Origin of the sequence: Neoakkermansia glycaniphila, from assembly GCF_900097105.1 — a bacterium.
GTDB lineage: Bacteria > Verrucomicrobiota > Verrucomicrobiia > Verrucomicrobiales > Akkermansiaceae > Akkermansia > Akkermansia glycaniphila.
In genome coordinates this window covers 1,624,140-1,646,680 of sequence record NZ_LT629973.1, presented here as the reverse complement: position 1 = coordinate 1,646,680, position 22,541 = coordinate 1,624,140, and the positions used below count along the sequence as shown (strand labels likewise).

The following is a 22,541-nucleotide window of genomic DNA, read 5'->3' as shown; positions in this document are numbered from 1 at the left end:
GGCGGGTCAGAGGTTGTAGGCGGCGGTGATGCCGGCGGCGATGATCCAGCCGAGCCAGCCCAGGATGCGTTGCCAGTGCGGGCGGCGGGTGTCTTTGGCGATTTCTTCGAGCGTTGTTTCTGCTTTGTCCGTGATGTTCATGGTTGGATGGTGTTTCTGTGGTTGATGGCGCGGGTGTAGGAGACGACGGCCGATCGCGCCGCGTCGGTCATCTCTGCGTCGGTGGGCATGACCTGCGGTTTCGGCTTGATGGTGGCCGATCGCAGGAGGCATGCCAGGGGGACGATTTTGTGTTTCAGCCCGTCTTTGCCTTTCCGTTTGCGCTCATGGACCCAGTACATGACGGGAGCTTTGCCGGTTTGCGAGGGCAGGACGACGATTTCGTCGTCGGGGATGCCGAGTTCATCCAGGCTTTTGCGGCGAAGGGGAGAGTCGGAGAAAGGTACCAGGAGGGATTGGATCGGACGACCCGTGACGCGGGAGGTGCGGCCGCTGGGGAGGACGGTTCCGCCCAGCCACTGCAGGCGCACGCCTTTCTGCCCGATGGAGATGGTGGCGGTGCAGCCTTCCACTGCCGGCTGGCCAATGGATTTGATGGCGCCATGCCACCAGTACCGAGATTTCGTGGCCTCTTTCATCCCCATGAAATGATCGACGACCTGCTGCCGGACACCCAGGGCAGCGGAGCGGCTGATTTCGGCGAGGTCGGCCTGCCCCAACCCTGTGGTGGGGACGATGACGGTTTGCAGTTTGGCGGATATTTTGATCATGGCGGTAAATCAAGCATCCGCGACCCAGTACGAGGCAGCGGTAAGAATATCGAAGAAGTGGAGCATGTAGGGATCGGGATAGGTCTGAGTGATGGGTGGAGCGGTGGCGCCGTCATCCCAGCGGCGGTCAATGGTTAGGGTGAGGTGAGGGATGACGATGGGCGCGGCATTGAGGCCATCCTCTGCTGCCGGTGGTTCGGCGGTTTCTCCCCGCCGGGCGATGATGAGAGTGGCGGCCCAGCCTCCGGGGTCGAGGGTGGAGATGGTGTCGACCGCTCCATGCCAGATGGTGAGGAGGTCGGGCGGCAGGTCACGGGCTATGATGTCGCGTGGCAGGAGTGTGCGGCCATCCGGCAATGTAATGCCTGCGGCGGTGAGGGTGGAGGAGTCCCAGTCGGCTGGGCAACAGGTGATTTGAAGCTGAGGGATCATGTGCTTTGGTGGATTTGGAGTTCGTAGATGGTGCCCGTGAACGAGGCGGAGTAGAGCCAGACGCTGGCGATGCGCTCCGCGCCCGTGGTGTTGGCGGCGAGGTGCAAGGCTCCGCCCGAGTGGGTGAGCCATGTGGCCGCGGTGTCGATGTCCACCACGACGCCGTCAGGCAGCAGGGTGTCGTCGCCCGCCTTGGGGCGGTAGACGGATGCGGAGAGGCCGATGTCCTGCGCGGCGGCGGTAACGTAGACATGCCGCCCGATGTTGGCGGCGACAATGACGGTTTCTGAGCCTGCGGGCGTGTAGTCGAGGCTGGCGGTGACGTACCGCCAGTCCACCCAGGATTTGTCGGCTGCTTCGAGGAGGGCCTGTTCTTCGGGCCAGCGTTTGTAGGTCGTCCAGTTGCGGAGAGGGATGGTGTGGGCATGTATCGTGATGGCGGGCGGTACGTCCTGCTTGTCCTGGTTGGCGCGGTCGCTCAGGTAGGTGCGGCTGACCCACAACGTGCCGCGCGACATGATGCTCGAGTATTGGCCCACGTCCGACGTGACGGCCGGGTTGGTCGCCTGGCTGTAGCTGCATTCGACAGCATACAGGTTGCCGGCATGGCAGCCGATGTAGACGGGGGCGTGCCACTCGGTACCGCGGCTGATGATCTGCAGGCTGTGCAGATCATCCAGCCGTCCGGGGTAGATGAGCCGCCACGACGTAGGGACGGAGCCGAGGACGCTGTAGGCATGGCGTATCATCATGCAGCGGACGGCATGGCGCGGTGTGTCCACGATCCGCAGTTCGTTACCGCTGGCCCAGTCCCACGGATAGGTGCCCGCATGCGGGGTGTAGGTGGAAGCTGGCCTCGTTTCGATGCCGCAGGCGATGCGGCTTTTGGCCTCGTCCATGCAGTTGCGGCGGCGCGTAAGGTACGCGACGTCGACGCGGGCCATGCAGGTGAGGCGGTGATGATAGGTCGACTGGTCGGGTACGGTGTAGCTCTCCATCAGGCAGTCGTTGCCCGTCCATGCGGCGCTTGTCCAGCGGCCGATGTAGGGGATTGCCCTCTCCGTGCAGTACGTCGAGGCCCAGAGCCATGCACTCATGTGGGTGCCAACGGAAGAGGCGGCAGCAGTCGGCTGGATGATGATACCGCCGTTGGCGACGACCGGCGCGTTGAAGGTGTTGACTCCGCTCCAGATGTTGGGCTGTGATTTGCGGGCGAGGTCGGCCTGCGTGGTGGCGATGTAGGTGTCGATGGAGGATTTGCCGGAGGCCGTGGCGTCAGAGATGGTGCCGGTGCCTGCTGTGATGCTTTGGCCGATGGCGTTGATGCCGTCGTTCGTGGCTTGGGCGATTACGGTGGCTTCCGCGCTGGAGATGGATTCGAGGGCGGCTTCACCGCTGGCGGCGATGATGTCGGCGGTGTCTGCGGCAGCCTGTCCGGCGGTTTGGTTGATTTCCTTTTTGGCGGCGGCTGTTTCGACGGCTGCGTGTGCCGTGATGTGCTGTTTGGCCGTGCCGGTGGCGGTGGCGATTTCCTGCCGGGCTGCGGGGAGGAGGTTGGAGGCCGTTTCGAGGAGGCTGTCGGCGGTGGCGATGCTGCCTTCGATGGCTTCCCAGGTGGCGGCGGTGATGACGGGGACGATTTGGACGGTGACGGTGATGGCTGTGAGGTCCGAGGAGATGGAGGCTTCGATGTGTTCCCCGCCCTGGTCGGCAGGCGGCATCGATGCGACGCGGTCCGCCACGCGGATGCTGCCGCACAGGAGGGCGTGTTCGACTCCCGTCGCGGTGTGTTTGGCGTAGAGGTCGTAGGCGTAGTTGCTGGCTACCAGCGGAGGGATGGAGAGGCGGACGCTGGATGGATCCATCGGGGCGGCGCCGAAGGGGTGGATGCGATCGCCCAGCCGCGCTGCTCCGTAGATGGCGTAGTCGGCAGCAGTGGCCGGGGTGCCGTCCTGGTTGGCGAGGCGGAGGATCATGTGCCGGGTGACTCCGGCGACGGTTTCGATGTAGTGCTTGGTTGCGGCCATGGCGTCGGATGAGCGTGATTAGTTAATTGTTGCCTGTGAACGTGAGTGTATCCCCGTCCCACATGGCGAGGCCGTCCATCAGGGCGGTGGCCTGGTCGCGCAGGTCGGGCGGCAGGTCCGGGAGTGTTGCTTCCAGGGAGAGGGGTTCTGGCGGTGTGTTGCGGGCGGTGTCGAGGGAGTTGTAGGCGGCGGCGTCCATCAGGCCGAGGGCTGCCGCTTCTTCCCACGCCACGGGGATGCGGTCCATGCCGCTGTTGTAGTCGTAGGGGGCGTAGTCGCTGCCCCAGCGGGAGAGGGCGGCCCAGATGGGCGAGGTGGTGAGTGCGACCATTTCGGTGGCGCTGGCTCCGGCGCCGCCTACTGCGCCGTAGGCGATGCGCCAGCGCAAGGGCCAGTCGCGCGGCTGGGTGCGTTCGCCCATGCGGACGAGGCGGTATGCCGGGAAGGCGAGCGATCCGCGGTAGGCTTCGGCCTGGGCGCGGCTGGCTGCCTGCGTGGTCTGGGTTTCGAGGATGAGGTTTTTCCGCGCCGTGCCGGAGAGGTCTCGGATGGTTCCTTCGTCGCCCGGTTCGGGAGTGTAGCCGATCGCATCGAGCATGTCGGTGATCGCATGGCGGGCTTCGGTTTTGGAGGCTCCGCCTGTGAGGATGGCCGCTGCCTGCTGCCGGATTTTCAGGAGGGTGGCCAGGTCGTCCACCAGAGCGCCGAAGATGGAGCGGACGGTGAGTTCCGGAGACATGCGCGCCCACTGCTCCGACGTCATGCGGACAGGGAGCGGTGTTTTGGCGTTGAGGATGTCGGCAGCGGATGGCATGGTGGGTGGAGGCTGGGTTACACAGATGGCGCAGATCGATGCACAGATTTTTCCGGGTTCGAATCCGGCTGATCGCCGGATTGATGGAGCTGTAATATTTTGATATAAAATAAATCAGTGTTCATCTGCGGTATCTGTGGCTTCTGCGTTCGTGGCCGCCGGATCAAGGTATGGGGTAGAGTCCGGGGCCGTCGTTGCCGTAGGCGGGGTCGGGGGCGATGATCGCCGGGGTGCTGGCGGGCTGGATGGGGAGTTTGCCCGTGGCATCGAGGACAAGCTGCTTCTGCGTGCGTACTTCGGCGATGCGGGCGGCGGCTTCGGCGGCGGCCTGTTTGCGTTCGTCGGTGATGGCCAGCGCGTACCGTTTGAGGAGGCGCCATGCGATCATGTCCAGCGCGGCCGGACGCAGGCTGCGGGGGATGAGGGCGCCATCAGGCAGGATGTTGGCCAGGTTCTGCGCGACGGCATCGCGTACGATGGCCGTGACGTCGTCGATGGCGTCCTGGACGGCGGCGGATGCTTCCGGCCTGGTGAGGGCGGTGAGTTCTTCACCGACGAAGACGGCGGACAAGTCGTCCGGCCTGATGGCGACCCAGTAGTTCATGATTCCTGTTCGGAGGGTTGTTCGTGTTGCAGGAGGGCGTCGGCGACGGCGTCCACGCGGCCCATCATCCATTCCAGGTGTTTGTCGTCGGTGATGACGCTGCCCCATGTGGGTGACTGGATCAGGGCGCAGGCGATGCGGACTCGGATTTCCGTGCGTGACGGTTCGACGGATACGGGTTGCAGGGAGCAGCACCCGTCAAGGATCAACCTTTCGGCATTGTCTTCGCCTTCCGCTTGATTTGGTTTGGTGCCTGTGGGCTGTTCGTCAGGCTTGTCTTGGCCTGTTTTGGCGGCAGCCGATTCATTTGTTTCCTGATCGGGGATGTCGGTTTGTTGCTGGCGTTCAGCGACCGCATTTTCGTCCATTTCCGGATTGTTGGGTGCGGCGGGTGCAGGTTCCTGCTTGGTATTTTTTGTAGCCATGTGTGTGTTCTGGTTTTGTGTTGCGGCGCCATGCACGGTGCAGGCATGCGCCGTGCATGGGGGATGGTTCAGCTGACGGTGATGCGGTTGTTCAGGCCGATGGCGGGGAAGACGAATTGGCGGGACATGCCGATTTCGTACCACCAGGTGTGTTCCGCATCGGAGCGGTACTTGATGGGGACTTCAACCGGTCCGGAGTCTCCTCCGTACAGGATAGCCATGCCGCAGAGGTCGTCATACTGGCTCTGATCGTCGATGAAGGTGAGCATGACGTCGGAACCCAGCATGTTGGCTCCCGTCGTTTGGACGTTCGGTCCCGGTGCGGCCGTGCCTACCGGGACGGTGACTCGGTGTATCTTCGTGCCGGTGGCGGCATCGAGGCCCAGCAGTTCGTACAGGCGTTCGGGGGTGAGCGTTTGCGTGGAGTTGTACTGGATTCTGGGCAGGATGCTCGGGTTTTCGGACAGGATGTCCCATGCCTGGTGCGAGAATATGATGCGGTTGGGTTCCACGCCGTGGTTGTTGCGGTAGTCGCTGATCAGGTCTTTCAGTTCCGTCAGCGGTTTCGAGGAGGCATTGGACCAATTGCCGATGCCCGAGAGAGCCGGCACATTGTCGCGCAGGGCCTGGAGGCCCTGGGCCGTTTGCGAGGTGCGCCAGGTGCCCAGCAGGGTGCCCAGTTTGGCATTGGCGATCTGGTCGGCCGTTTTGCCGGGGTTGCGCTTGAGTTCCTTGTCATCCACCCCGATGCGGATGCTGTGGTCTTGCAGCATGAAGGGGAGGTCGACGCTGCCGGTGTTGATGGTTTTGGCGACTTCGTGGAGGCCGCGTTCCGTTTCGACAGGACGCCAGACGTAGCCCTGCGGCCAGCTTTTGTAGGTGCCCATGCCTCCGATGTTGCCCGCCCAGCGGGCAGCCAGGAATTCGAGGACGTTGAAGACCGGGATTTTGAAGTAGTTGACGGCGCGGTCGTAGAGGGGATAGCAAAATTCTGTGGTGGTACTCATGATGATGGGAGGGATTAGGGTTTGGTGGAGGGCGGCAGCATGATGGCGCTGACGAGTTGCCCGGCCGTTTGGGCCGTGACGTTCTGCATGGCCATGGCGACGATGATTTCGCCCGATGCTCCGGTGGCGGCGGATACGGTGCTGTCGCTGTTGAGCTTGAGTTTCGTGATGCCCTTGGAGATGACGCCGGGATTGGCGCCGAGCTGGACGTCGACCACTCCGCCGAAGGTGTACGGGATCAGGGTGGCTCCCGTGGTGTTGCCGCATATCTGGGCTAGCTGGCTGTCGGGTTCCGAGATGATGCCGAATATGTCGGAGGAGGATGTCGCCAGGGCGATTTCGCCCGAAGCGGTGAATTTGCCGAACTTGCCTTCGTGGAGGTGGCCCGTGGGGCGCAGCTCGGCGGTGTAATTGGCGCGGAAGCGCGGGATGTCTTGTACGATCATGTGGTTGTGTGCGGTTGTGGGTTAGCGCCTTGCATCCGAGTAGGAGTTGACGGCGGAGTTGTAGGCTGCATTGTATTCGGCCGGGCTGAGAGGGCGGCCGAGGCGGGCGGATTCTTCCTTGACGTGTTTCCGGCAGTAGTCGACGAGGGCCATGTCCTGGGTCGGTACCTGCATGTCTGCGCCGTTGATGCGCATGGTGACGGTGCGGTTCGGCGTGTGCCCTTTGAGAGGCGCTGCCGGTTTGGCCGCATTGCGCCGCACTCCGAACAGGCCGGGATAGCGGGCGGAGTTGGTGGCGGCTCCGCCTGTGCCGGCTGCCTTGTTGGCTTCGGCCAGGGCGGAGGTGAGTTCTTCGTTGCTGCGCTGGAGGTCGGATACGGCCGAGACGAGGGAGGCCGGATTGGCCGTTGCATCGAGGCCGAGCATTTCGGCGATTTGTGCGACGGCGTCGTCCAGAGTCAGTTCTTCGTCGCCGTCCGCATTGGTTTCGGGGTCGGTTTCGTCCGGATCGGTTTCGGAGTTGGTCGCGGTATCGGGATCATCCGGGTCGGCATCCGAGTTGGCAGCCTTTTCCTGGTCTTTCTCGGGTTCGCAGGTGCCGGAGTTGCGGCGCTGGCCCGTGATCGGTTGCGTGCCGCGATTGCGTGTTGCTTTGGGTTTCATGTGTTTTGTTTGGTTGTGGTGTTTGGTTTGGGTAGAGGTGAGGCTGTTGGTGATGGGGACTTGTCCCTTGTGTCGGTTGGTGTTGGTGATGGTGCAGGCATACAGGGCGGTAGGTGTGACGCCGCCTTCGATTTTCCGGAAGTCCGCAAATTCGTATTCCGTCGAGAAGAAGCAGTATTCGCCGGAGTTGACGAGGGCGTGCCCTGAATCCGTCCATTCGATCCACGCCCACAGGCGGCCGTCCGGTACGCATAATGCCTTGATCCATCCTCTGGCGCCCGTGTCCGGCACGTCCACCCACGACAGATGGTCGCGCGTGACGAGGATGCCTTTGCCTTCGTTGTCGTACCGTTCGAAGTTGTCGACGATGCGGAGGAGGTCTTCTTCCGTGGACAGTTCGCGGGCGAATCCGTTTTTTTCCGCGAATGCCTGCAGCTCTTCATCCGACCAGCTCTCGGGGATGTCGTAGCCGAGACTTCGACCGACTTTCTCCATTTCGACGGTGGCGTGGTTGTAGGTGGGTTCGATGCAGTACCAGGCGGATCGCGGCACTTCCCCTACGGGAAACGGTGCATGCGGGGACTGGTCGAAGGGGGGGATTTGTGACATGGCGTGTTGACTTTGTGTGGCGTTGTGCTATGGTGTGCTTGGAAATCTGCTCTGGCGGCCCTGCAAGTTAAGGAGCGGACGACCGATCGGCGGGAGGCGCCCCCGCGTCCGGTCCTCTTTGGTTCAGTCCCGTTTGTATTTGAGGGTTCCTTTTCTCGTTTTTTCCATGCTGGACAGTCTGCGGTTGTGGAAGTAGGTGCGTACGTTGCCCGTTTTGCCGACGACGAAGCCCGCCAGGACGTAATGGCCGGAGGCATCCTTGTAGGAGCGCAGGTACGTGCGTTGCCCGTCGCGCGGGTTTTCCCATATTTCGTGAGGGCTTTTGACGGCGCGGACGGCTTCGGAGAGGTGGCGCAGGCGGCGGGCCTGTTCGGTGGATGTTTTCCCGGCCGCTTCCCAGTGGTCGAGGACGTCGCGCGTGAAGTGCACGTTCTGGCCGTCGATACTCCGGGCGCTGAATCCGCGCGTCAGGCCGCGTTTGGCACGGCCCGGGTGGCTGGCAGTCGAGGCGGGATCGGGCGAGATGTCTTTCAGCCTGCCCAGGCCGAGTTGTTCGGCCGTTCCCGTTTTGCCGACGGCGGCATGGCCGAATCCGGTTTTGAGGTCTTTGCGGCCGCGTCCTCTTTTGTCCCACCCCTTTTTGGCGCCTTCGCTGGTGCCGTAATTTTCGGCGACGGGTTCGTCTTCCGGGGAGGTTTGCGCGTTTTGTGCCGCATGGTTGTCACCATCCTGTTCGGATGTGCCCCGTGCCGCGCCGTGCATCGGGCGTGCATGGGGGGATGCTGCGTCGGAGGCATCATCGGGCGCATAGGGCGCGATCGCTTCCTGCAGGGCCTTTCGAAGGCTTTCCGCCTTGGCCTCGATGCGGGCCGGGTCGAGCGGCATGGAGGCGAGGCGTGTGAGGATGGCACGCTGTTCGGCGGTGATGCCGTCTTCCGGCTGCACCTGTGCGGCAGGGCGAGCAGACAGGTTGTGCATGCGTACGGCCGTGGCGGCGTCATACACTCTGCGGGCCTGCGGCCACAGCATGGTGGGGGCAAAGCGACGGTGCATGCTGTTGAGCATGCCGGCAGCCTGCTGCTCCGGCGTGAGAGGCACGGGAGCCAGAGGCATGCCCATTCGTTCTTCCAGGCTTTGTTGGGTCGGCACGAATCCTGCGGACTTGGCGGCGTAGATGGCTCGGGCGTCCATGTTGGCGCTGGTGACGTCCAGCCCCGTGAGTTCTGCGACTTGGTCGTCGGTGAGGCGGTAGCCTGCGGAGGCGAGCATGGCGATGGACTGGACGATTTCGGAGGTGCCCTTGTCTTCCAGCGGGGCGAGCGTGAATTCGACCAGATGCGGCTGGCCGGGGTGCCACTGGTTCAATGCCGGAGCGAAGAGATGCCGTTGCAGGAGGGCGGCGATGTCTTCCCCTTCGGCGGCGGCGATGGCATCGAAGGCGTCCTGGTGGGCGTTGCCGGTGGAGGTCGTCGTTCCTTCTCCCGGCGCCGTGAGCATGGTCATGAGGCCGCCCGTGCAGCGTAGGACGATTTCCTGCGAGGCCATGTCGATGTACCGCGTGAAAGAGTCGGGGCCGAGGGAGCCGGGCTGGACTGTTTCCACCTTGCTGCCGGGCGGCAGGACTCCGGCACTGTTGGAGAGGCACTGGCGTCCGAATTCGATGAAGGCTTTTTTCTGTTCTTCCGAGATTCCGTCGGGCATGATGATGTACATGGGCGGCGTGCCGTATCGGCCATTGTATACCGCCAGCTGGCATTTGCCGTTCTTGCGGTCGAATACCAGCAGCATGGCCACCTGGTCGATGGGCCGGGGGCAGATGCGGGTGATGATGCTGTCCATGGAGACGGGAAGATCCTTTCCGATCGTGGCGCCGTAGGTGGCTTCCGGATTCCAGCGCCAGGGTCCCTTGTACCCGTCCCGGCACCAGTTCCAGTTGTCTGTGAGGTTCAGGCGGAGGGAGGTGTCGGTTTCAAGCAACTGGAGGTGGCGGTAATGCCGGAAGGATGCCTGCGCCAGTCCGGCGATGCCTTCTTCCATGTTGTCGATCGCGTTGCAGAAGTCGGTCAGCGTGCGTGCCTGGGCGTCGGCGAGGCAGGCTTCGGCATCGGTCAGGCCGTCTTTGGGCCGAATGTCCCAGCGCAGTTTCTTCAGGGCGGCAAGCCGCCGGTCCACGCAGACGGAAAGGTAGGTGTCCGCCTGTTCGATGTTGTGCCATATCCACTGAATGTTGGACCAGGCTCCGCGCATGGCTTCGTTGACGGCATCCCGCATGATCGGGAGCGTCAGGTAGTCCAGAGGGTGGGTGCGTTCCAGCCATTGGTCCCGGGAGACGGACATCTCCTGGAGGTCGAGGCTGGAAAAGTGCAGCGGGCGGGAATCCGGTACGGGTGTGCTCATGGCTTAAAACGGGCGGTTGAGTAATGCGGCGTTGTTGGGGAGGGAGGCATCCCACGGGTTCAGCATGTCCGGCCGGGCAAGTTCGATCGGTTCCGGCAGCATGTCGCAGGAGGGGCGGATGTGGCCCCAGTAGGCGAGTTTGGTGGAGTCGAAGGTGTCGGCGTGGTAGCCTTCCTTGGAGATTTCGGCTTCGAAGCGGGCGCCGTTGCGGATGACGAGGCGATGGTCTTCCGCGACCCATTGGCCGGGAGGCAAGGCGATCGTGCCGTCTTCCAGAGCAGCGCAGTAGGCGGTGCCGAGGGCCGTTTTGGCATCCGAGTCCATGCCCTGGTAGCGGACTTTGTCGCCGCCTGCGATGCCGCGGACGTTGAGGTGGTGGCGCATGTCCCGTGCCAGCAGGTTGGAGTAGAATTTTTCATTGGACGAGTCGACCCACAGGCCGCTGATGTTGGCCCGCCCCAGCTGGTGCAGCACATGGCGTATGGCCGCCTGCATGGTGTAGTAGTCTCCCGTTTTCCAGCGGACGATGAGGCGGGCATGGCAGATGCCGTCCGTTTTCTGCAGGACGGTGAGGGCCGAGGGGTTGGACTTTTTGTTGGTGGTGCTGGCGACGTCCTGCCCCATGGTGCAGGGGTCGGCGGTCAGGGTGTCCGCCCATGCCGTGCCGATCAGGGAGGCGATGTTGTTGGCGGTGACGTCCTGTCCGGCCAGGTCGATGGCGGTGCATGTGCCGCTTCCTTTTTCCTGGGCACGGTCGAGCCATGCGCGTTTGACGGCGGATTCGCCACTGGGCAGGAAGGACAACAGATAGTTGCGATCCGCCGATTGTTTGTCCAGGGAATGCGCCCGGTAGGTGTCATAGTCCACGGCTTCCCCGGTTTGCGGATCGTAGAGGGGTACTCCTGCCAGAGCGGCATCGTATGCGTCCACCCGGTGCACGGGGTAGCCCGTTTCCGTCTTGTAGAAATTGCCTTCCGGGTTCGGTGTGAACTTGCGTGTTCCCGGATTCAACACGTCGTACATGTAGTGTTTTTCCTCTTTAGATGGAGTGGTAAACATCCACATCATGAATTCGGGGTTGCTGGCGATGATGGGTTCGACGGCATCCAGTACTTCGAGGCAATGGGGCCAAAAGCCGACTTCGTCACCGAATACGTCTCCGGTCCAGCTTCGTGCCGTTGCCGGATTTGGCGGTAATATCAATGTTCGGCTATAGCGGGTGCGGCTGTGATAGATGCGTATTTGGGCCGAATTCTTTTGCATGATTTCTGCCAGATCGGATACATCCAGCAGTTGGTGTGTTTTCCTGTCCACCACGTTTCCTCCCAGCCTCACGTTCAGGGTGTTTTCTGCATCGTGTATTTTCTGCAGGGCGTCATGCCAGATGGTTGCTTCCTTCTCCAGCAATTCTTTTCCTACATTCAGAGATGCCGAGATGAAGAAGCAGGAGCGGCCTGCTTTGGATAACATCCGGTCGAGAGCCTTGGCTGCAATCGTATAGGATTTCCCGCCTTGGCGTCTCCACAAAAAGAAGGCAATGCGCATCCGCAACGCGAACGCTACTTGCTGGTAAGCCTTGAACTGGATCAGGGGTTTGACGGAAGGGGCGGGTTTCATGCTTCGGTGAAGGTGGGGGTGTAGGGCTTCGTTTCGCCGAAGAGGATCGGGCGGAGCATGGCGATTTTTTCCTCATGCGTGGCGGCGCCGTGCAGGATTTCCTGCACTTCCGGCGACATGGCTTTGGCCAGGACGGCTTCGGCGGCACGGATTTCAGCCAGTTCGACCTGTCGGCGCATGAGTCCGACGCGTTCCGAGTCGTTGACGAGTTTGACCAGCTGCACCAGTGCCTTGGGATCGGTCGACGAGTCCAGGGCGAATTCGAAGGCCCGCTGTTTGACGCGGCACCGCATGGCTTCCGTCATGCCTTCGGTCGGGGCGGAGTTGATGGTGCGGGCGATGGCTGCCAGGGTGGCCAGGTCGTCCTGCCCCTGCGTGCGGTTGATGTATTGGTGGACGCTGTTCAGGGATAACCGGATGCCCTGTTCCGCGAGGTAGTCGCGTATGGCTCTGCCCGATGCGTTCGAGACGACCATGGCATCCACTTCCGCCCGGATGTCGGGAGGGAGGGAGCCGATGACGCTGTCCGATCGCAGTTTTTTTGGGGTGGCGGCCATGATTCAGATAAGAGGTATCAGGTAAGAGGTAATAATTTTTAACTATTCACTCTTCATTTTTCACTGTTCATATTTCCTGGGCGGCGACGCGTCCGGCGTCGGTGAGCGCCCATTTGTACCCGGCAAGTTCGTTCGGCGTGCCGGTGATGTAGCCGCGTACTTTCAGGGCGGCGACGGCTTCGTTGTAGGTTGCGTCCGGGATGCGCGTCGGCAGGGCGATGTCGACATGGGCGCGGAGGGTGGTGTCCGGCAGCAGGAGGGGTGCGGAGATGACGCGCAGGGTGCGCATGATGGCCAGTTTGACTTCGGCGAGTGTCTGTTCTTCGTTCATGATGCAGCGGGGTGTTTGCGGCCGTAGGCGGCCAGGATGATGATGAGGAGGAGCGGGATCATTTTTTCGAGGCGGAGGCGATTTGCTGGAGGAGCTGGTGGAGTCCTTTCATTTCGCCGCGCATTTCCGCGACGGTTTCGGCGATGGGGTTGAGCCTGTCGAAGATTTGCCGGGTGACGGATTCGTGTTTTTCTTCCAGGCGGGTGACGCGGCCTTCCAGTTTCGCGTGTTCGTCGCGCGTGATGTATTCCGGGTGCTTGACGATGGGAAGCGGGGTGGGCGAGATGAGGGTGTCCGTTTTGAGGCGGGCGCGTTCTTCTTCGGCTCCTTTTTCCCGCGCGGTTTTGTTGACTTTCCATCCGGCAGCCCCCGCCGCGCCGAGGATGGCGACGATGAGGGCGGCGACGGTGGCGACGGAGATGTAGCCGTCGGGGGCCGCTTCGGCGAGGAGTAGTGGGAGAGAGGCGATCATGGCGTCAGGCGGCGATGGCTTTGACGGCTCCGGCGATGCCCTGGGCGATGGCGGCGCAGAGGGCGTCCGCGCGGTCCTGCAGGAGGCGGCATTCGCCCGGGTTGCTGCCGCCGAAGCAGGGTTCGATCATGATGGCGGCCATGCGGGTTTTCTGGAAGTAGCTGACGGCGCGGGAGCTGTCGGCACGTACGCCGGATGAGGCGATGATGGCTTCCGTGCGTTTGTCCGGGCAGACGTAGATGATGCCGCGGTCGCGCGTGCCGAGGCATTCGCAGATGGCGCGCTGCAGGTGCCGGGCGGCGGTTTCGCCGCGTGCGCTGTTGTACCAGCAGAGGGTTTCCGTGCCGTTGGATGCGGGTTCGAATGAGTTGAAATGGAGATCAACGGCGAGGATGGCATCCGTGGCGTTGCAGGCTGCGGCGGCGTGGCCGGGCGTCGTTCCGCCGCCGTTGACAAGGCGGTTGACGATGACGGCGGAGATGCCGTATTGCTGCTCCAGGATGCGTTTGATTTTCGGGGCGTGCTCCAGCCAGTACTGGTATTCCGACTGGCTGCCGTCCGCCATGACGGCTCCGCCGTCGCGGGGGCTGTGGCCGATGGATAAGGCGACTGTGTTCATGATCGTGTGTGGTGGATGAGGGTTTTAGCCACAGATGGGCGCAGATGGTTCACAGATTTCCGGGCACCCGAATCCGGCCGACTGCCGGTTTGATAAAGCAAAAGTATTGATCGACAAAATAAATCAGTGCCAATCCGTGGAATCTGTGGCTGAGTGTTTCATGGGATGTGTTTGTTTCCGGCGTGTTCGTGGCGGGGTGCCCGCCCTGCACGGTGGCAGGACGGGACTTGGCAGCACGATGATGGCGGCAAGGGCAGCCCGTGGCCGGGTATTCGGGTGTTCCGAGCAGGCCCATGCAGCGACGATACCTCACCCATTGAGCGACGGTGTGGGCGATCGTGCGGATCATGGACGGCCTGGACATGCACACAGCTTGCCACAGGTTTTTCAATCGACATGCTGCCGATGCACAAAACGCACAAAACGCACAAAATACACGTTTTGCACAAAACGCACAAAAAAACCGCACCATCGCGGTGCGGTCGGTTTTCAGCCTGTGGACAGAGAGGATGGCGCGGATCAGATGTCCAGCAGCAGCTGGCTTACGGCGCGGCGTTCTTCCATGTCTTGCCGGGCCTTTTCAATCAATTGTTTGTCCAGATGTTCCACCTGCCTGCGGCTCAGGATGTATTTCCGGCCGCGGGGGCGCCTCCACCCCATCAGTACGCCGTCGCCGATCATGGACAATACCGTGTGGCGAGACTTGTAGCCCAGTATCTCCATGGCATCGTACACGCCGATACGGTCTTCTACAGGGGGCAAGGTGTCGCTCATGCACTCATGATACCATACGTCACAAGCAAATTGTGCCATACGATACACAGTGAGGCGTTTGCATCATTATCCCACGTTGTTTCGTAGGCTAGTTTTGCGGCTGGCATAACTTGCAGGGCACCGCTTCTGCGGGAGGATTGGCCGTGTAGTAACCATGGCCGATGCCGTACCATTTGCAGCCGTCCACATGGATGCGTCCGGCAGCTTTCCACTTCGTGTTGACCCAGTAGCGCACGGCGGATTTCTTTTGCTCCGGCACCCGATCGGGCTTCGTCGCGAGATTGTACGCATCATGCGCCAGCCAGCCGATGGCTACGCAGCATAGATAGGCCACGATTTGCCATGTCCATAAGGAGGGTGTCATTTATTAATTTGATATTCCAAGTCTTCAAGATTCCTTTTCGATTCTTCCATCGCGTTTTTCATCGCTTCCTGATATGCCTCCTTGGTGATTTTTTGTTCTTCGTATTCCTGATACAGTTTATTGTGCAGAGTCAGATATGATTTGGAACGTTCTTCGCTAATTCTATTTTTGAATCGATAAGCCCAAGTATGAGCTATTTCATCCCTCGCCTCTTTACCTTGGACTATTGCGAGTAATCCGTCTAATTTAAAATTTCTGATTTCTTCTTCAGTTTGGGCTGATCGTGCAGATGTTTCTTTGAATGCCTTCGCGGTGGCTATTTCACCTGCCTTGATTCTGTTTTTTTCGTTCTCTGCTGCTTGCCTTTCAGCTTGCCGTTGCCGCTGCTCTTCCTTCAAGCGTTCCTGATGTATTTCCCGTTCAAGCCGCGCTATCTGTTTTGCATTTTCTTCCAGCTGTTTATTGTACGGATTGTCTTCTTTACCACACGAAACGAGAAAACAGGAAATTAAACTGAAAGTTATAATTTTCATTCTCGCGATATGAATAGAGCTATACTTTTGATTTTTCATGATTCGATGCAAGATTATTTTTTAGGATGTGTTTTATAAATATATATTTTATAAACATCTTGCATACGATCGATTTTTTTATCAGATGGCATGATAGCATCTTGGAAGATATGCAAAAAATCATTTTTGGATGATGCAACAAATTCACTTTCTTCATCTGTTAAGGTTCGACAAAAAACGTTACTACTACCCAATGTCCACTCATCTGCATCAAGGTGTAATTTTTGATATAACCATCCAACTGCCTTTTTTCTCCAAATCTGTGAAGTGATTCGTTTGCAAATTTTATGCAAATTATAATTTCTGCCCAAGTCTTCTCTGATTCCTCTCTGTCCGAATCCAGGGAACACAATATCTTCGTCAAACATTTCCATATATGATGCAAATAAATCTCTTACGAATTGTAATCTCATAATTCCCTGAAATGCCATATCTGGACAGAACCGAGGAATGGATCCATCGTAAAAAACATGATCCCAAAATTGATGCATCGCACTATCCATTTTGTCTGATGAGATGAGCGATTTCATATTTGCAGTTTCTATTTCTTCATCATGCTTCAAGTGCATGCAATATATTATCGCTTCCACAAATCCGATCCATGTAAGATATAAACTTTTCGTATCAATATGCGATTCGTCATTTATCTGATTCATATATTTTCTTTTTGTTTAGTTATGATTCATCAATAAACGCCAAATCGGAAATCAAACGTTTTTTTAAGGCTTCCATTTTTCTTTGTAGTTTATTGTTTTCCATTTGAGAGATATCAGATTCTCCCATTTTTTCGGATACGCCCCATAACCAATCCATAGATACACCGAGTGCGGCAGATAGACGAGCCAATTCATCGGCTCCAGGACTTCTTCGCCCCGATAAATAAGAAGATATGGTCGCTTGATTTACATTGCAAAGTTCTCCTAATGTTTTCTGTGTTAACTTCAAACGAATAGACATCACTTGTAAGCGAGAAATAAAAATGTCATTTGGCATATTTTATTATTGATTTTTTCTGTCGTTCGACATATTAGTAATGACATGCGAAGCAACATAGTTGCTTTTACAAAAGGCAAGTTATCATGAATACCGACACAAATCAATCACATTGCTATGATATGCGATGGCTCTACAGCCGCGGGTGGACTGCAGCTCAGGCCGCCGCTGCTACGGGATACCATAAATCGACGATCTGCAGGGTGCTCGCCGGGCGCAACCGAAGCCAGGTTGTGCTGCGGAAGCTGCTGTCTTTGCCTTTTCGCAAGAAGCTGGTGATTCGCCGAAAATCCAAAGCCTGACTGACGCCATGATAGCCCTTGGAACCATGAGATACGTGCCTGCGATGCCGCCCTCCAGCGGTATGGCTCCCGATGAGATGACGCTGTTCCTCGACCGGATGCGGGCCTCCGAACACCGCCGCCGCTACCGCCGGACAGGGATGACCTTTCGCGAGTGGTCGCGCCGGGATGAAGCCATGGCCGTGGTCAGGCTGCAGCCGGTGCATGCGCCGGTGCTGTGCCATATCGGAACGCTGCCGATCGACGATTGCTGGCTGTGGAGGGTTTCCGCCCCGCGCCGCCGAAGCCGCTTCCTGCAGGCAGCCGAGCGCATCGTGCTTCGCCTGCCGGTGATCGTGCTGCTGCCGCTCGCCTGGGGTGTGCTGTTCGGTATTCTGCTGCTGATCGGACAGGCCTTTCGCCTGATTTTTTAACGTGGCACTTTTACCTTTCAAGATGGACCTGACGCCGACGGAACAAGCCCTGATGCTGGCTTTGCTGGATCTGGACGATTTCCGGGATGCCTGGGGAGTGTCCGACCGCCCGTCCCGGGAGGAGCTGGGCAGGGTGATGGGGATTTCCGCCGAGGCGGTGCGCCAGATCGAAGGGAAAGCCCTGCACAAGATGCGTCTCGCCCTGGTGCGCGACCCCCAATTGCTCCAGGAGCTGCAGCAGGTGATTGACCAGCTACGCCGGGCCGAGAGGCAGGGGTAGAGCCACAGATTCCGCAGATGCGACACAGATTTTTTTTGATGGATTTCAAGAAGACAATACCCGATACCGAGATGAAGACCGAGAGATATGAATTGATGATCGTGCCGGATGCCGCACCCGTGACCGTGTTTTTGCCGGATGCGCGCATCGATTACGCCAACCACCTGCACGGGCAGGTGCAGCAGATGGCCGTGCGCACCTGGCAGATGGCTGTGGTGCTCGGGCATACGCTGCGTACCATCAAAGACCAATGCAAGCATGGAGAGTGGGGGAAACTTTTCAAAAACAGCCGCAGTAAATCAAATGCGAAATTGATTTCGCATTTCAATTTCGGAGAAAAACAGGCCGGGAATTACATGGCCGTGTACGATGCGGCTGTGGAGGCGGCGAAGCGGATCAGCGAGGAGCGTGCAGCGGCGGTGATGCAGATGCTGGCCACGCGACCCGGGCAGGATTTTTACCTGGCCTTGGGCGAGATTTCACAGGCCAGCACGATCAAGGAGTTTCTGGCCGAGGTGGTGGACGATTCCGAATCCCGCGGAGCGAAGCACAGCAAGGCGAACATGCGGGATGCGATGGAGGAGGCGATGGAGCGCCAGGTGGCCGGGGAGCGGGAGGCTCAGGAGGATGCGGCGAAGCTGCTGGCCGCAGCGGAGGCGTACCGGGATTGCCGGGCGGGGCTGTGCACGCGGGAGTTCAACGGCCTGTTCGCATCGCAGATGCGGAACATCCTGCGCGGGCTTGAAACGGAAGGGAGGGCATGACGATGACGGAAGCGGAACTCGAAGGGCTCGCCTTGCCTCTGGACCAGCTGCAGAAGGCGCGGCTGCTGCTGGCTGCCTGCCGCACGCTGGATGAAACGCCTGCGGGATGCCGCACGCAGGCTTATGAAGATGCGGCCCGCCGCCTGGCACTGATGCTGCGTGTGTCGTACTCGGCGAAGTCGATGCAGCGCGTCTTCAACGAGTGGCTGAAATCCGGCCGGGATGCGCTGGCGGCGGTGGACAAGCGGTACCGGGCGGGCGCGATCAAGGCGACTCGCTCCCGCAACGGCCTGTTCCGCACTTATGTGAAAGAGCTCTTCTATAAGTACCAGCGCAACGGCAAGGCGGCGCATGCCGAGCTGGTGCGCAGGCTGCAATCCGGCATGCCCATACCCGGTTACGAGGACTGGCGGCGGATGGATGCCAACGGGCTGGTGAGCATCCCGCCCGGTTGGAGCTACCGGCAGATCGCCCGGCTCTTCCCGACGAAGGAGGAGGCGGTACTGGCCAAACACGGCATGCGGGCCGGAGCGCGGTACCTGCCGCAGGTATTCCGGACGCGTGCAGGCTCCTACCCCTGCGCCTTCGTGGCTTTTGATGATGTGCATTTGGATGTGAAGACGATCGCCCGCGTGAACGGCACGGACCAGATCGGCCGCCCCCTCCAGCTGGGATGCAACGATGTCTTCACGGGCCGCCGCCTCTGCTGGGGTACGAAGTTCTCCTTCGAACGGGAAGACGGCACACGCGCCGGGCTGAACGGCGACGAAATGCTCTACATCCTCTGCGACTACCTGGTGAACGTGGGCTACAGCCCGCGAGGCACCGTGTTGCTGGTGGAAAACCAGACGGCCTCCATCTCCCGCGAAATCGAGGAACAGCTGCTCTTGCTGACGGGCGGATGCGTGCGGGTGAAGCGGGGCGGGATGCACGGCAGCGTGCAGGCGATGCTGCACGAGTTCGGCGGCAAATCCTGCGGCAACCCCCGAAACAAGGCCTATCTCGAAAGCTACCACAATCCCCAGCACAACAGATTGTCGTTCCTTCCCGGCGCAACGGGCCACGACCGCACGGAACCGGAATGGCTGTGGGGCATGGAACGCGAGCAGCGGAAAATCTCCAAGGCGAAAGACAGGCTCCCTGCCGAAAAGGCGGCGATGCTGGAAGACATCCTGCTGCCGTTCCATGAAGTGTGCTCCATGCTGCCCTCCATCGTGGCCGATCTGAACGGACGCACCGACCACGATCTGGAAGGATGGGCGGATTGCGGATTCTTCCGGCAGGAATACAGCTTCGACCCATCCGGCGGCCAATGGGGCGACCTGTCGCAACTGGACGCCGATCAGAAAAACTTCCTGCTGCAGCTGGAAGCCCGGAGCAAGGGCCACATCCGCATGCGCCGCATGAGCCCGCAGGAAGCATGGGACTCCAGCATGCGGAACCCCGTCAACACCCTGGTGAAACTCTCCATCGTGCAGGCGGCGGAACTGCTGGGCATCCGCATGGCCCGCGACATCCGGGCGAACGGCAGCTATTTTTACATACAGGACCGGAAGCTTGCCCCCGGAAAACTGATTTACGACCGCGAACTGGTCACGCCGGACGGCTACCTGAAAGACTTCGGCCCGCGCATCGGCTACAAAGGCATCATCAACCCCTTCGATCTCGGCAAAATGTACGTCCTCGACGAGCGGGATGTCGTGCTGGGCTACGCGCCGCTGGTGCAGCGCGGCAGGCTGGGAGACGACGAAGCCCTGCGCTCCCAGCTCGGGCGCGCCAAAAGCCAGACGGCCTCCCGCCTGCAGGACATGCGCGTGACCCGCATGAACGAAGAAGCGGCCATCGTCGCACGCCGGGAACACAATGCCTCCATCATCCAGGGCACCTGCCGCACGCCGCAGGAACGGCTGGAAGACGGCGAAGCACGCCGTGCGGAACGCCGGATCGCCGCCCGGCAAAAAGGGCTGCCCCGCATGGACGATCCTCCCCCCAGGCTCCCCCCGGACAACGACCTCCCCGAAACCAACTATTGACCATCACCACCACACCAACCATGAGCGACAACGAACACACACAACCGATACCCGGCACGGATGCAGCCCTCGACTGGCTGCGCGGCTACGCCCGGGACAAAACGGCGGCCAGCATCGCCAAACAGATGGGGTACAGCGCCACCGTCGTCCGCCGCCTGCTGGCAGGCACCTACCATGCGGATATGACCAACGTGCTGGAGGCCATCCGCAAATTGCGCCTGCAGGTCGAGACGGCCGGCCACCGCGCCGAAGCGACGCGGAGGGCGGACATCGCCACCCGCATGCTGGGCCGATCCGTGGAATTCGTGCCCACGGAAACCGGCGAACAGATACACCGCCTGTGCCTGGCCGCCGTGGCGGACTCGACCGTCAACTGCATCGCCGGACGCGCCCTCTGCGGCAAAACCATGGCGCTGGAGGCGTATGCCGCCAATCCGGACTTTGCCCCGCTCACGCTGATGGTGACGATGCCGACCCGGCCGACCGCCTTCAAACTGGGCCGCCTCCTGTGCGAAGCGGCCGGGGTGGATGCGCCGACGGACGACTTCACGGCCATGCACCACCTGCGCCGCGTCATCACGCGCAACTACCTGGTCATCGTGGACGATGTGGACAAGGCGATCCACGCCGGCAGGCGCGGCATCACGGATGTGCTGCTGTGGCTGCTCGATCTTCACAAAGCCACGCGCTGCGGCATGATCCTGTGCGGCGATCCGACGTTCGGCGATGCCCTGGAGAAAATCGACCTCCTCGACCGCATCGCCAAAAGCGGAGAAACCCTGCTGCTGCCGGAATACCCCAGCAAGGCGGAGGTGCGCGCACTGGCACGGCAGGCGGGGCTGCCGGAACCGGATGCGGATACGTGGTCCGTCATCGGCTCCATCGGCAGGGAAGACGGCCTCGGCAGGCTCTGCCTCTACATGCACCGCGCCCGCCGCCAGGCCATGCTGCAGGATGCCGCCGGATCATGGGCCTATTTCCATGCCGCCCGCAACCCGCAGCCGCAACAACAACTCACCAACCGATGACCATGGACAAACCGCATTATCCGCTTTCGACCTATGCAGCCATTACGGCCATGCACGCCGGGCACGTCGTCGCCCACTACGATGTGATGATGGGCGTGGAAGTCTGGATGCGCCAGACGGGACACCGCTACGCCTTCTGCTACGCCGCCATCACCAACTGGGCGGCCGCCACCTACATCCAATGCGCCAATGCCTGGCGCGTGGTACCTCCCTCCGAAATCCCGAATGATTACCAATTCGAATCATGAACACACACCCATTACAAAAAAGACGGACCGCGATCCGGCGCCAATGCTCCACTGTGGACCTACTGAGGCCGGAACCGCGCCATAAATGTTTCAACTGCTTTCATCTGGCGGCTGGATATTTGATGAGCGCCGCCCTGTGCGACGAACCATGCCTCTATCTGTGTATGCGATTCCTGCGGGATATGCCGCATCAGGATATGTTTTACCAGACTCGCTGCCCCAAATACCGCCGCCTGCTGTGCGATCATTTGCTGCAAGTAGTGACGCTGTCTCCCCATCCGGGACGGGATGGCGAATACGTCGTCACACCCGGTTCTCCATGGGCCCCGAAAGAGCAAGGAGGTGAGGCATGATTGACAATGCGCCAGAAGCCAACCGATGGGCAGCCGCGGAGATTAACAGGGCGCTGGTCGCGCTTCGACTGTCTCCCTACTGCAATGCCGAACCGACCACTCAACCCGGTGTTGTCAATATTGCCTACGGTCCCGAGCCAGCATTGCTCAAGCCGCACCAGGCTAATGTTGATGCCCTGATGTTCGCCCGGTACCTGAGTACTCACTTGCCGAGTCCGGAGATTATCGTCGCGCTGCTTGACCGCAAGCGTGCCGCGCAGCCTCACCCTCCAACCGCCATCTTCGACTAGACAATCTTCAACTACCCACACCAAACAACACACAAAGACCAAAAAAATGGAAACAGAAAACGACACTAAAAAAATGATGCAGGATAAGATGGAATACTACGCCGCTGAAGCGCGGTTCGTGTATTTGCGCGATGCCACTGACTCCGCCTTGGAAGACGGTAAGTCTCCCGATGAGGCTTATACGGGGTTCCTCAATCTCTCCTCCGAGGAGCAGAGTCGATGGATTGAGGTTGCCAAGCACCTCAACAGCCTCTTTTGCCAATTCTGCGCGGAGATTGTAAATAGGGCGTAACGCGATTCCCCAACTACCCATTACCATTTCACTATTCGATAGACG

Annotated in this window: 32 protein-coding genes; 10 read left to right on the top strand and 22 right to left on the bottom strand. The window is 60.2% G+C overall.

What is annotated here, in order from left to right; translation table 11 throughout:
• Positions 1 to 6: 6 nt before the first annotated feature.
• The 22 genes from PYTT_RS13840 to PYTT_RS13020 form a co-directional block, all read right to left on the bottom strand.
• Positions 7 to 141 (bottom strand): hypothetical protein, encoded by a 135-nt coding sequence (locus tag PYTT_RS13840; RefSeq protein WP_281241744.1) that lies wholly within the window; start codon positions 139 to 141, stop codon positions 7 to 9.
• Positions 138 to 770 (bottom strand): hypothetical protein, encoded by a 633-nt coding sequence (locus PYTT_RS06820; protein ID WP_067771758.1) that lies wholly within the window; start codon positions 768 to 770, stop codon positions 138 to 140. Before PYTT_RS06820 ends, PYTT_RS13840 begins: the two co-directional genes overlap by 4 nt.
• Positions 771 to 779: 9 nt before the next feature.
• Positions 780 to 1,202, bottom strand: a complete 423-nt coding sequence (locus PYTT_RS06815; protein ID WP_067771761.1) for a hypothetical protein — start codon at positions 1,200 to 1,202, stop codon at positions 780 to 782.
• Positions 1,199 to 3,229: a hypothetical protein gene (locus PYTT_RS06810; RefSeq protein ID WP_067771764.1), complete on the bottom strand. Its 2,031-nt coding sequence runs from the start codon at positions 3,227 to 3,229 to the stop codon at positions 1,199 to 1,201. The genes PYTT_RS06815 and PYTT_RS06810 overlap by 4 nt, the downstream gene beginning before the upstream one ends.
• 22 nt (positions 3,230 to 3,251) lie before the next feature.
• Positions 3,252 to 4,043 carry a hypothetical protein gene (locus tag PYTT_RS06805; protein ID WP_067771767.1) on the bottom strand — a complete coding sequence of 264 codons (792 nt, stop codon included), beginning with the start codon at positions 4,041 to 4,043 and terminating at the stop codon, positions 3,252 to 3,254.
• A gap of 163 nt (positions 4,044 to 4,206) precedes the next feature.
• A complete protein-coding gene (locus PYTT_RS06800) occupies positions 4,207 to 4,647 on the bottom strand; it encodes a DUF1320 family protein (protein WP_067771770.1) in 441 nt (146 codons plus the stop codon).
• Positions 4,644 to 5,072, bottom strand: coding sequence for a hypothetical protein (locus tag PYTT_RS06795; protein ID WP_071133353.1), 429 nt, complete (start codon positions 5,070 to 5,072; stop codon positions 4,644 to 4,646). The genes PYTT_RS06800 and PYTT_RS06795 overlap by 4 nt, the downstream gene beginning before the upstream one ends.
• 68 nt (positions 5,073 to 5,140) lie before the next feature.
• Entirely contained in the window at positions 5,141 to 6,079 is a 939-nt protein-coding gene (locus tag PYTT_RS06790; protein ID WP_067771776.1) for a hypothetical protein, read from the bottom strand.
• A gap of 14 nt (positions 6,080 to 6,093) precedes the next feature.
• The gene (locus PYTT_RS06785; protein WP_067771779.1) at positions 6,094 to 6,525 is read right to left on the bottom strand and encodes a hypothetical protein; all 432 of its coding nucleotides are present in this window, start codon (positions 6,523 to 6,525) and stop codon (positions 6,094 to 6,096) included.
• A 21-nt stretch (positions 6,526 to 6,546) separates the two neighbouring features.
• The gene (locus tag PYTT_RS06780) at positions 6,547 to 7,797 is read right to left on the bottom strand and encodes a phage protease (protein WP_083076308.1); all 1,251 of its coding nucleotides are present in this window, start codon (positions 7,795 to 7,797) and stop codon (positions 6,547 to 6,549) included.
• 123 nt (positions 7,798 to 7,920) lie between these two features.
• Positions 7,921 to 10,194 carry a phage portal protein family protein gene (locus tag PYTT_RS06775; RefSeq protein WP_067771785.1) on the bottom strand — a complete coding sequence of 758 codons (2,274 nt, stop codon included), beginning with the start codon at positions 10,192 to 10,194 and terminating at the stop codon, positions 7,921 to 7,923.
• 3 nt (positions 10,195 to 10,197) lie between these two features.
• On the bottom strand, positions 10,198 to 11,811 hold the full coding sequence (locus tag PYTT_RS06770; RefSeq protein WP_067771788.1) for a hypothetical protein: 1,614 nt from the start codon (positions 11,809 to 11,811) through the stop codon (positions 10,198 to 10,200).
• Positions 11,808 to 12,368 (bottom strand): phage protein Gp27 family protein, encoded by a 561-nt coding sequence (locus PYTT_RS06765; protein ID WP_067771791.1) that lies wholly within the window; start codon positions 12,366 to 12,368, stop codon positions 11,808 to 11,810. The genes PYTT_RS06770 and PYTT_RS06765 overlap by 4 nt, the downstream gene beginning before the upstream one ends.
• 67 nt (positions 12,369 to 12,435) lie before the next feature.
• A complete protein-coding gene (locus tag PYTT_RS06760) occupies positions 12,436 to 12,699 on the bottom strand; it encodes a hypothetical protein (RefSeq protein ID WP_067771794.1) in 264 nt (87 codons plus the stop codon).
• Positions 12,700 to 12,757: 58 nt separating this feature from the next.
• The gene (locus PYTT_RS06755) at positions 12,758 to 13,171 is read right to left on the bottom strand and encodes a hypothetical protein (protein WP_067771797.1); all 414 of its coding nucleotides are present in this window, start codon (positions 13,169 to 13,171) and stop codon (positions 12,758 to 12,760) included.
• Between the two features lie 4 nt (positions 13,172 to 13,175).
• A complete protein-coding gene (locus tag PYTT_RS06750) occupies positions 13,176 to 13,790 on the bottom strand; it encodes an N-acetylmuramoyl-L-alanine amidase (RefSeq protein ID WP_067771800.1) in 615 nt (204 codons plus the stop codon).
• 49 nt (positions 13,791 to 13,839) lie between these two features.
• Complete coding sequence (locus PYTT_RS06745) at positions 13,840 to 14,139, bottom strand: hypothetical protein (protein ID WP_071133352.1); 300 nt, start codon at positions 14,137 to 14,139, stop codon at positions 13,840 to 13,842.
• A 170-nt stretch (positions 14,140 to 14,309) separates the two neighbouring features.
• Complete coding sequence (locus PYTT_RS06740; RefSeq protein ID WP_067771806.1) at positions 14,310 to 14,564, bottom strand: hypothetical protein; 255 nt, start codon at positions 14,562 to 14,564, stop codon at positions 14,310 to 14,312.
• Between the two features lie 88 nt (positions 14,565 to 14,652).
• Complete coding sequence (locus PYTT_RS06735) at positions 14,653 to 14,928, bottom strand: hypothetical protein (RefSeq protein WP_067771809.1); 276 nt, start codon at positions 14,926 to 14,928, stop codon at positions 14,653 to 14,655.
• Positions 14,925 to 15,500 carry a hypothetical protein gene (locus tag PYTT_RS06730; protein WP_067771812.1) on the bottom strand — a complete coding sequence of 192 codons (576 nt, stop codon included), beginning with the start codon at positions 15,498 to 15,500 and terminating at the stop codon, positions 14,925 to 14,927. The genes PYTT_RS06735 and PYTT_RS06730 overlap by 4 nt, the downstream gene beginning before the upstream one ends.
• Before the next feature lie 14 nt (positions 15,501 to 15,514).
• Positions 15,515 to 16,030 (bottom strand): hypothetical protein, encoded by a 516-nt coding sequence (locus PYTT_RS06725; protein ID WP_223196366.1) that lies wholly within the window; start codon positions 16,028 to 16,030, stop codon positions 15,515 to 15,517.
• Positions 16,031 to 16,175: 145 nt separating this feature from the next.
• Positions 16,176 to 16,493, bottom strand: a complete 318-nt coding sequence (locus PYTT_RS13020; protein ID WP_083076310.1) for a helix-turn-helix domain-containing protein — start codon at positions 16,491 to 16,493, stop codon at positions 16,176 to 16,178.
• Between the two features lie 86 nt (positions 16,494 to 16,579).
• Here PYTT_RS13020 and PYTT_RS13345 point away from each other — a divergent pair, with 86 nt between their 5' ends.
• From PYTT_RS13345 to PYTT_RS06680, 10 genes are all read left to right on the top strand, one after another.
• Positions 16,580 to 16,795 (top strand): helix-turn-helix domain-containing protein, encoded by a 216-nt coding sequence (locus PYTT_RS13345; RefSeq protein ID WP_156850337.1) that lies wholly within the window; start codon positions 16,580 to 16,582, stop codon positions 16,793 to 16,795.
• 8 nt (positions 16,796 to 16,803) lie between these two features.
• On the top strand, positions 16,804 to 17,208 hold the full coding sequence (locus PYTT_RS06720) for a hypothetical protein (RefSeq protein ID WP_141675643.1): 405 nt from the start codon (positions 16,804 to 16,806) through the stop codon (positions 17,206 to 17,208).
• A 1-nt stretch (position 17,209) separates the two neighbouring features.
• Complete coding sequence (locus PYTT_RS06715; protein WP_071133351.1) at positions 17,210 to 17,488, top strand: sigma factor-like helix-turn-helix DNA-binding protein; 279 nt, start codon at positions 17,210 to 17,212, stop codon at positions 17,486 to 17,488.
• A gap of 71 nt (positions 17,489 to 17,559) precedes the next feature.
• On the top strand, positions 17,560 to 18,252 hold the full coding sequence (locus tag PYTT_RS06710) for a hypothetical protein (protein ID WP_141675644.1): 693 nt from the start codon (positions 17,560 to 17,562) through the stop codon (positions 18,250 to 18,252).
• Positions 18,249 to 20,285: a hypothetical protein gene (locus PYTT_RS06705; protein ID WP_067771827.1), complete on the top strand. Its 2,037-nt coding sequence runs from the start codon at positions 18,249 to 18,251 to the stop codon at positions 20,283 to 20,285. The genes PYTT_RS06710 and PYTT_RS06705 overlap by 4 nt, the downstream gene beginning before the upstream one ends.
• Before the next feature lie 20 nt (positions 20,286 to 20,305).
• Entirely contained in the window at positions 20,306 to 21,313 is a 1,008-nt protein-coding gene (locus tag PYTT_RS06700; RefSeq protein WP_067771830.1) for an AAA family ATPase, read from the top strand.
• Positions 21,314 to 21,315: 2 nt separating this feature from the next.
• Positions 21,316 to 21,561, top strand: coding sequence for a hypothetical protein (locus PYTT_RS06695; RefSeq protein WP_067777557.1), 246 nt, complete (start codon positions 21,316 to 21,318; stop codon positions 21,559 to 21,561).
• Positions 21,562 to 21,683: 122 nt separating this feature from the next.
• Positions 21,684 to 21,914: a hypothetical protein gene (locus PYTT_RS13340; RefSeq protein ID WP_156850336.1), complete on the top strand. Its 231-nt coding sequence runs from the start codon at positions 21,684 to 21,686 to the stop codon at positions 21,912 to 21,914.
• The gene (locus tag PYTT_RS06685) at positions 21,911 to 22,204 is read left to right on the top strand and encodes a hypothetical protein (RefSeq protein ID WP_067777555.1); all 294 of its coding nucleotides are present in this window, start codon (positions 21,911 to 21,913) and stop codon (positions 22,202 to 22,204) included. Before PYTT_RS13340 ends, PYTT_RS06685 begins: the two co-directional genes overlap by 4 nt.
• Before the next feature lie 46 nt (positions 22,205 to 22,250).
• On the top strand, positions 22,251 to 22,496 hold the full coding sequence (locus tag PYTT_RS06680; protein ID WP_067777554.1) for a hypothetical protein: 246 nt from the start codon (positions 22,251 to 22,253) through the stop codon (positions 22,494 to 22,496).
• Positions 22,497 to 22,541 lie beyond the last annotated feature (45 nt).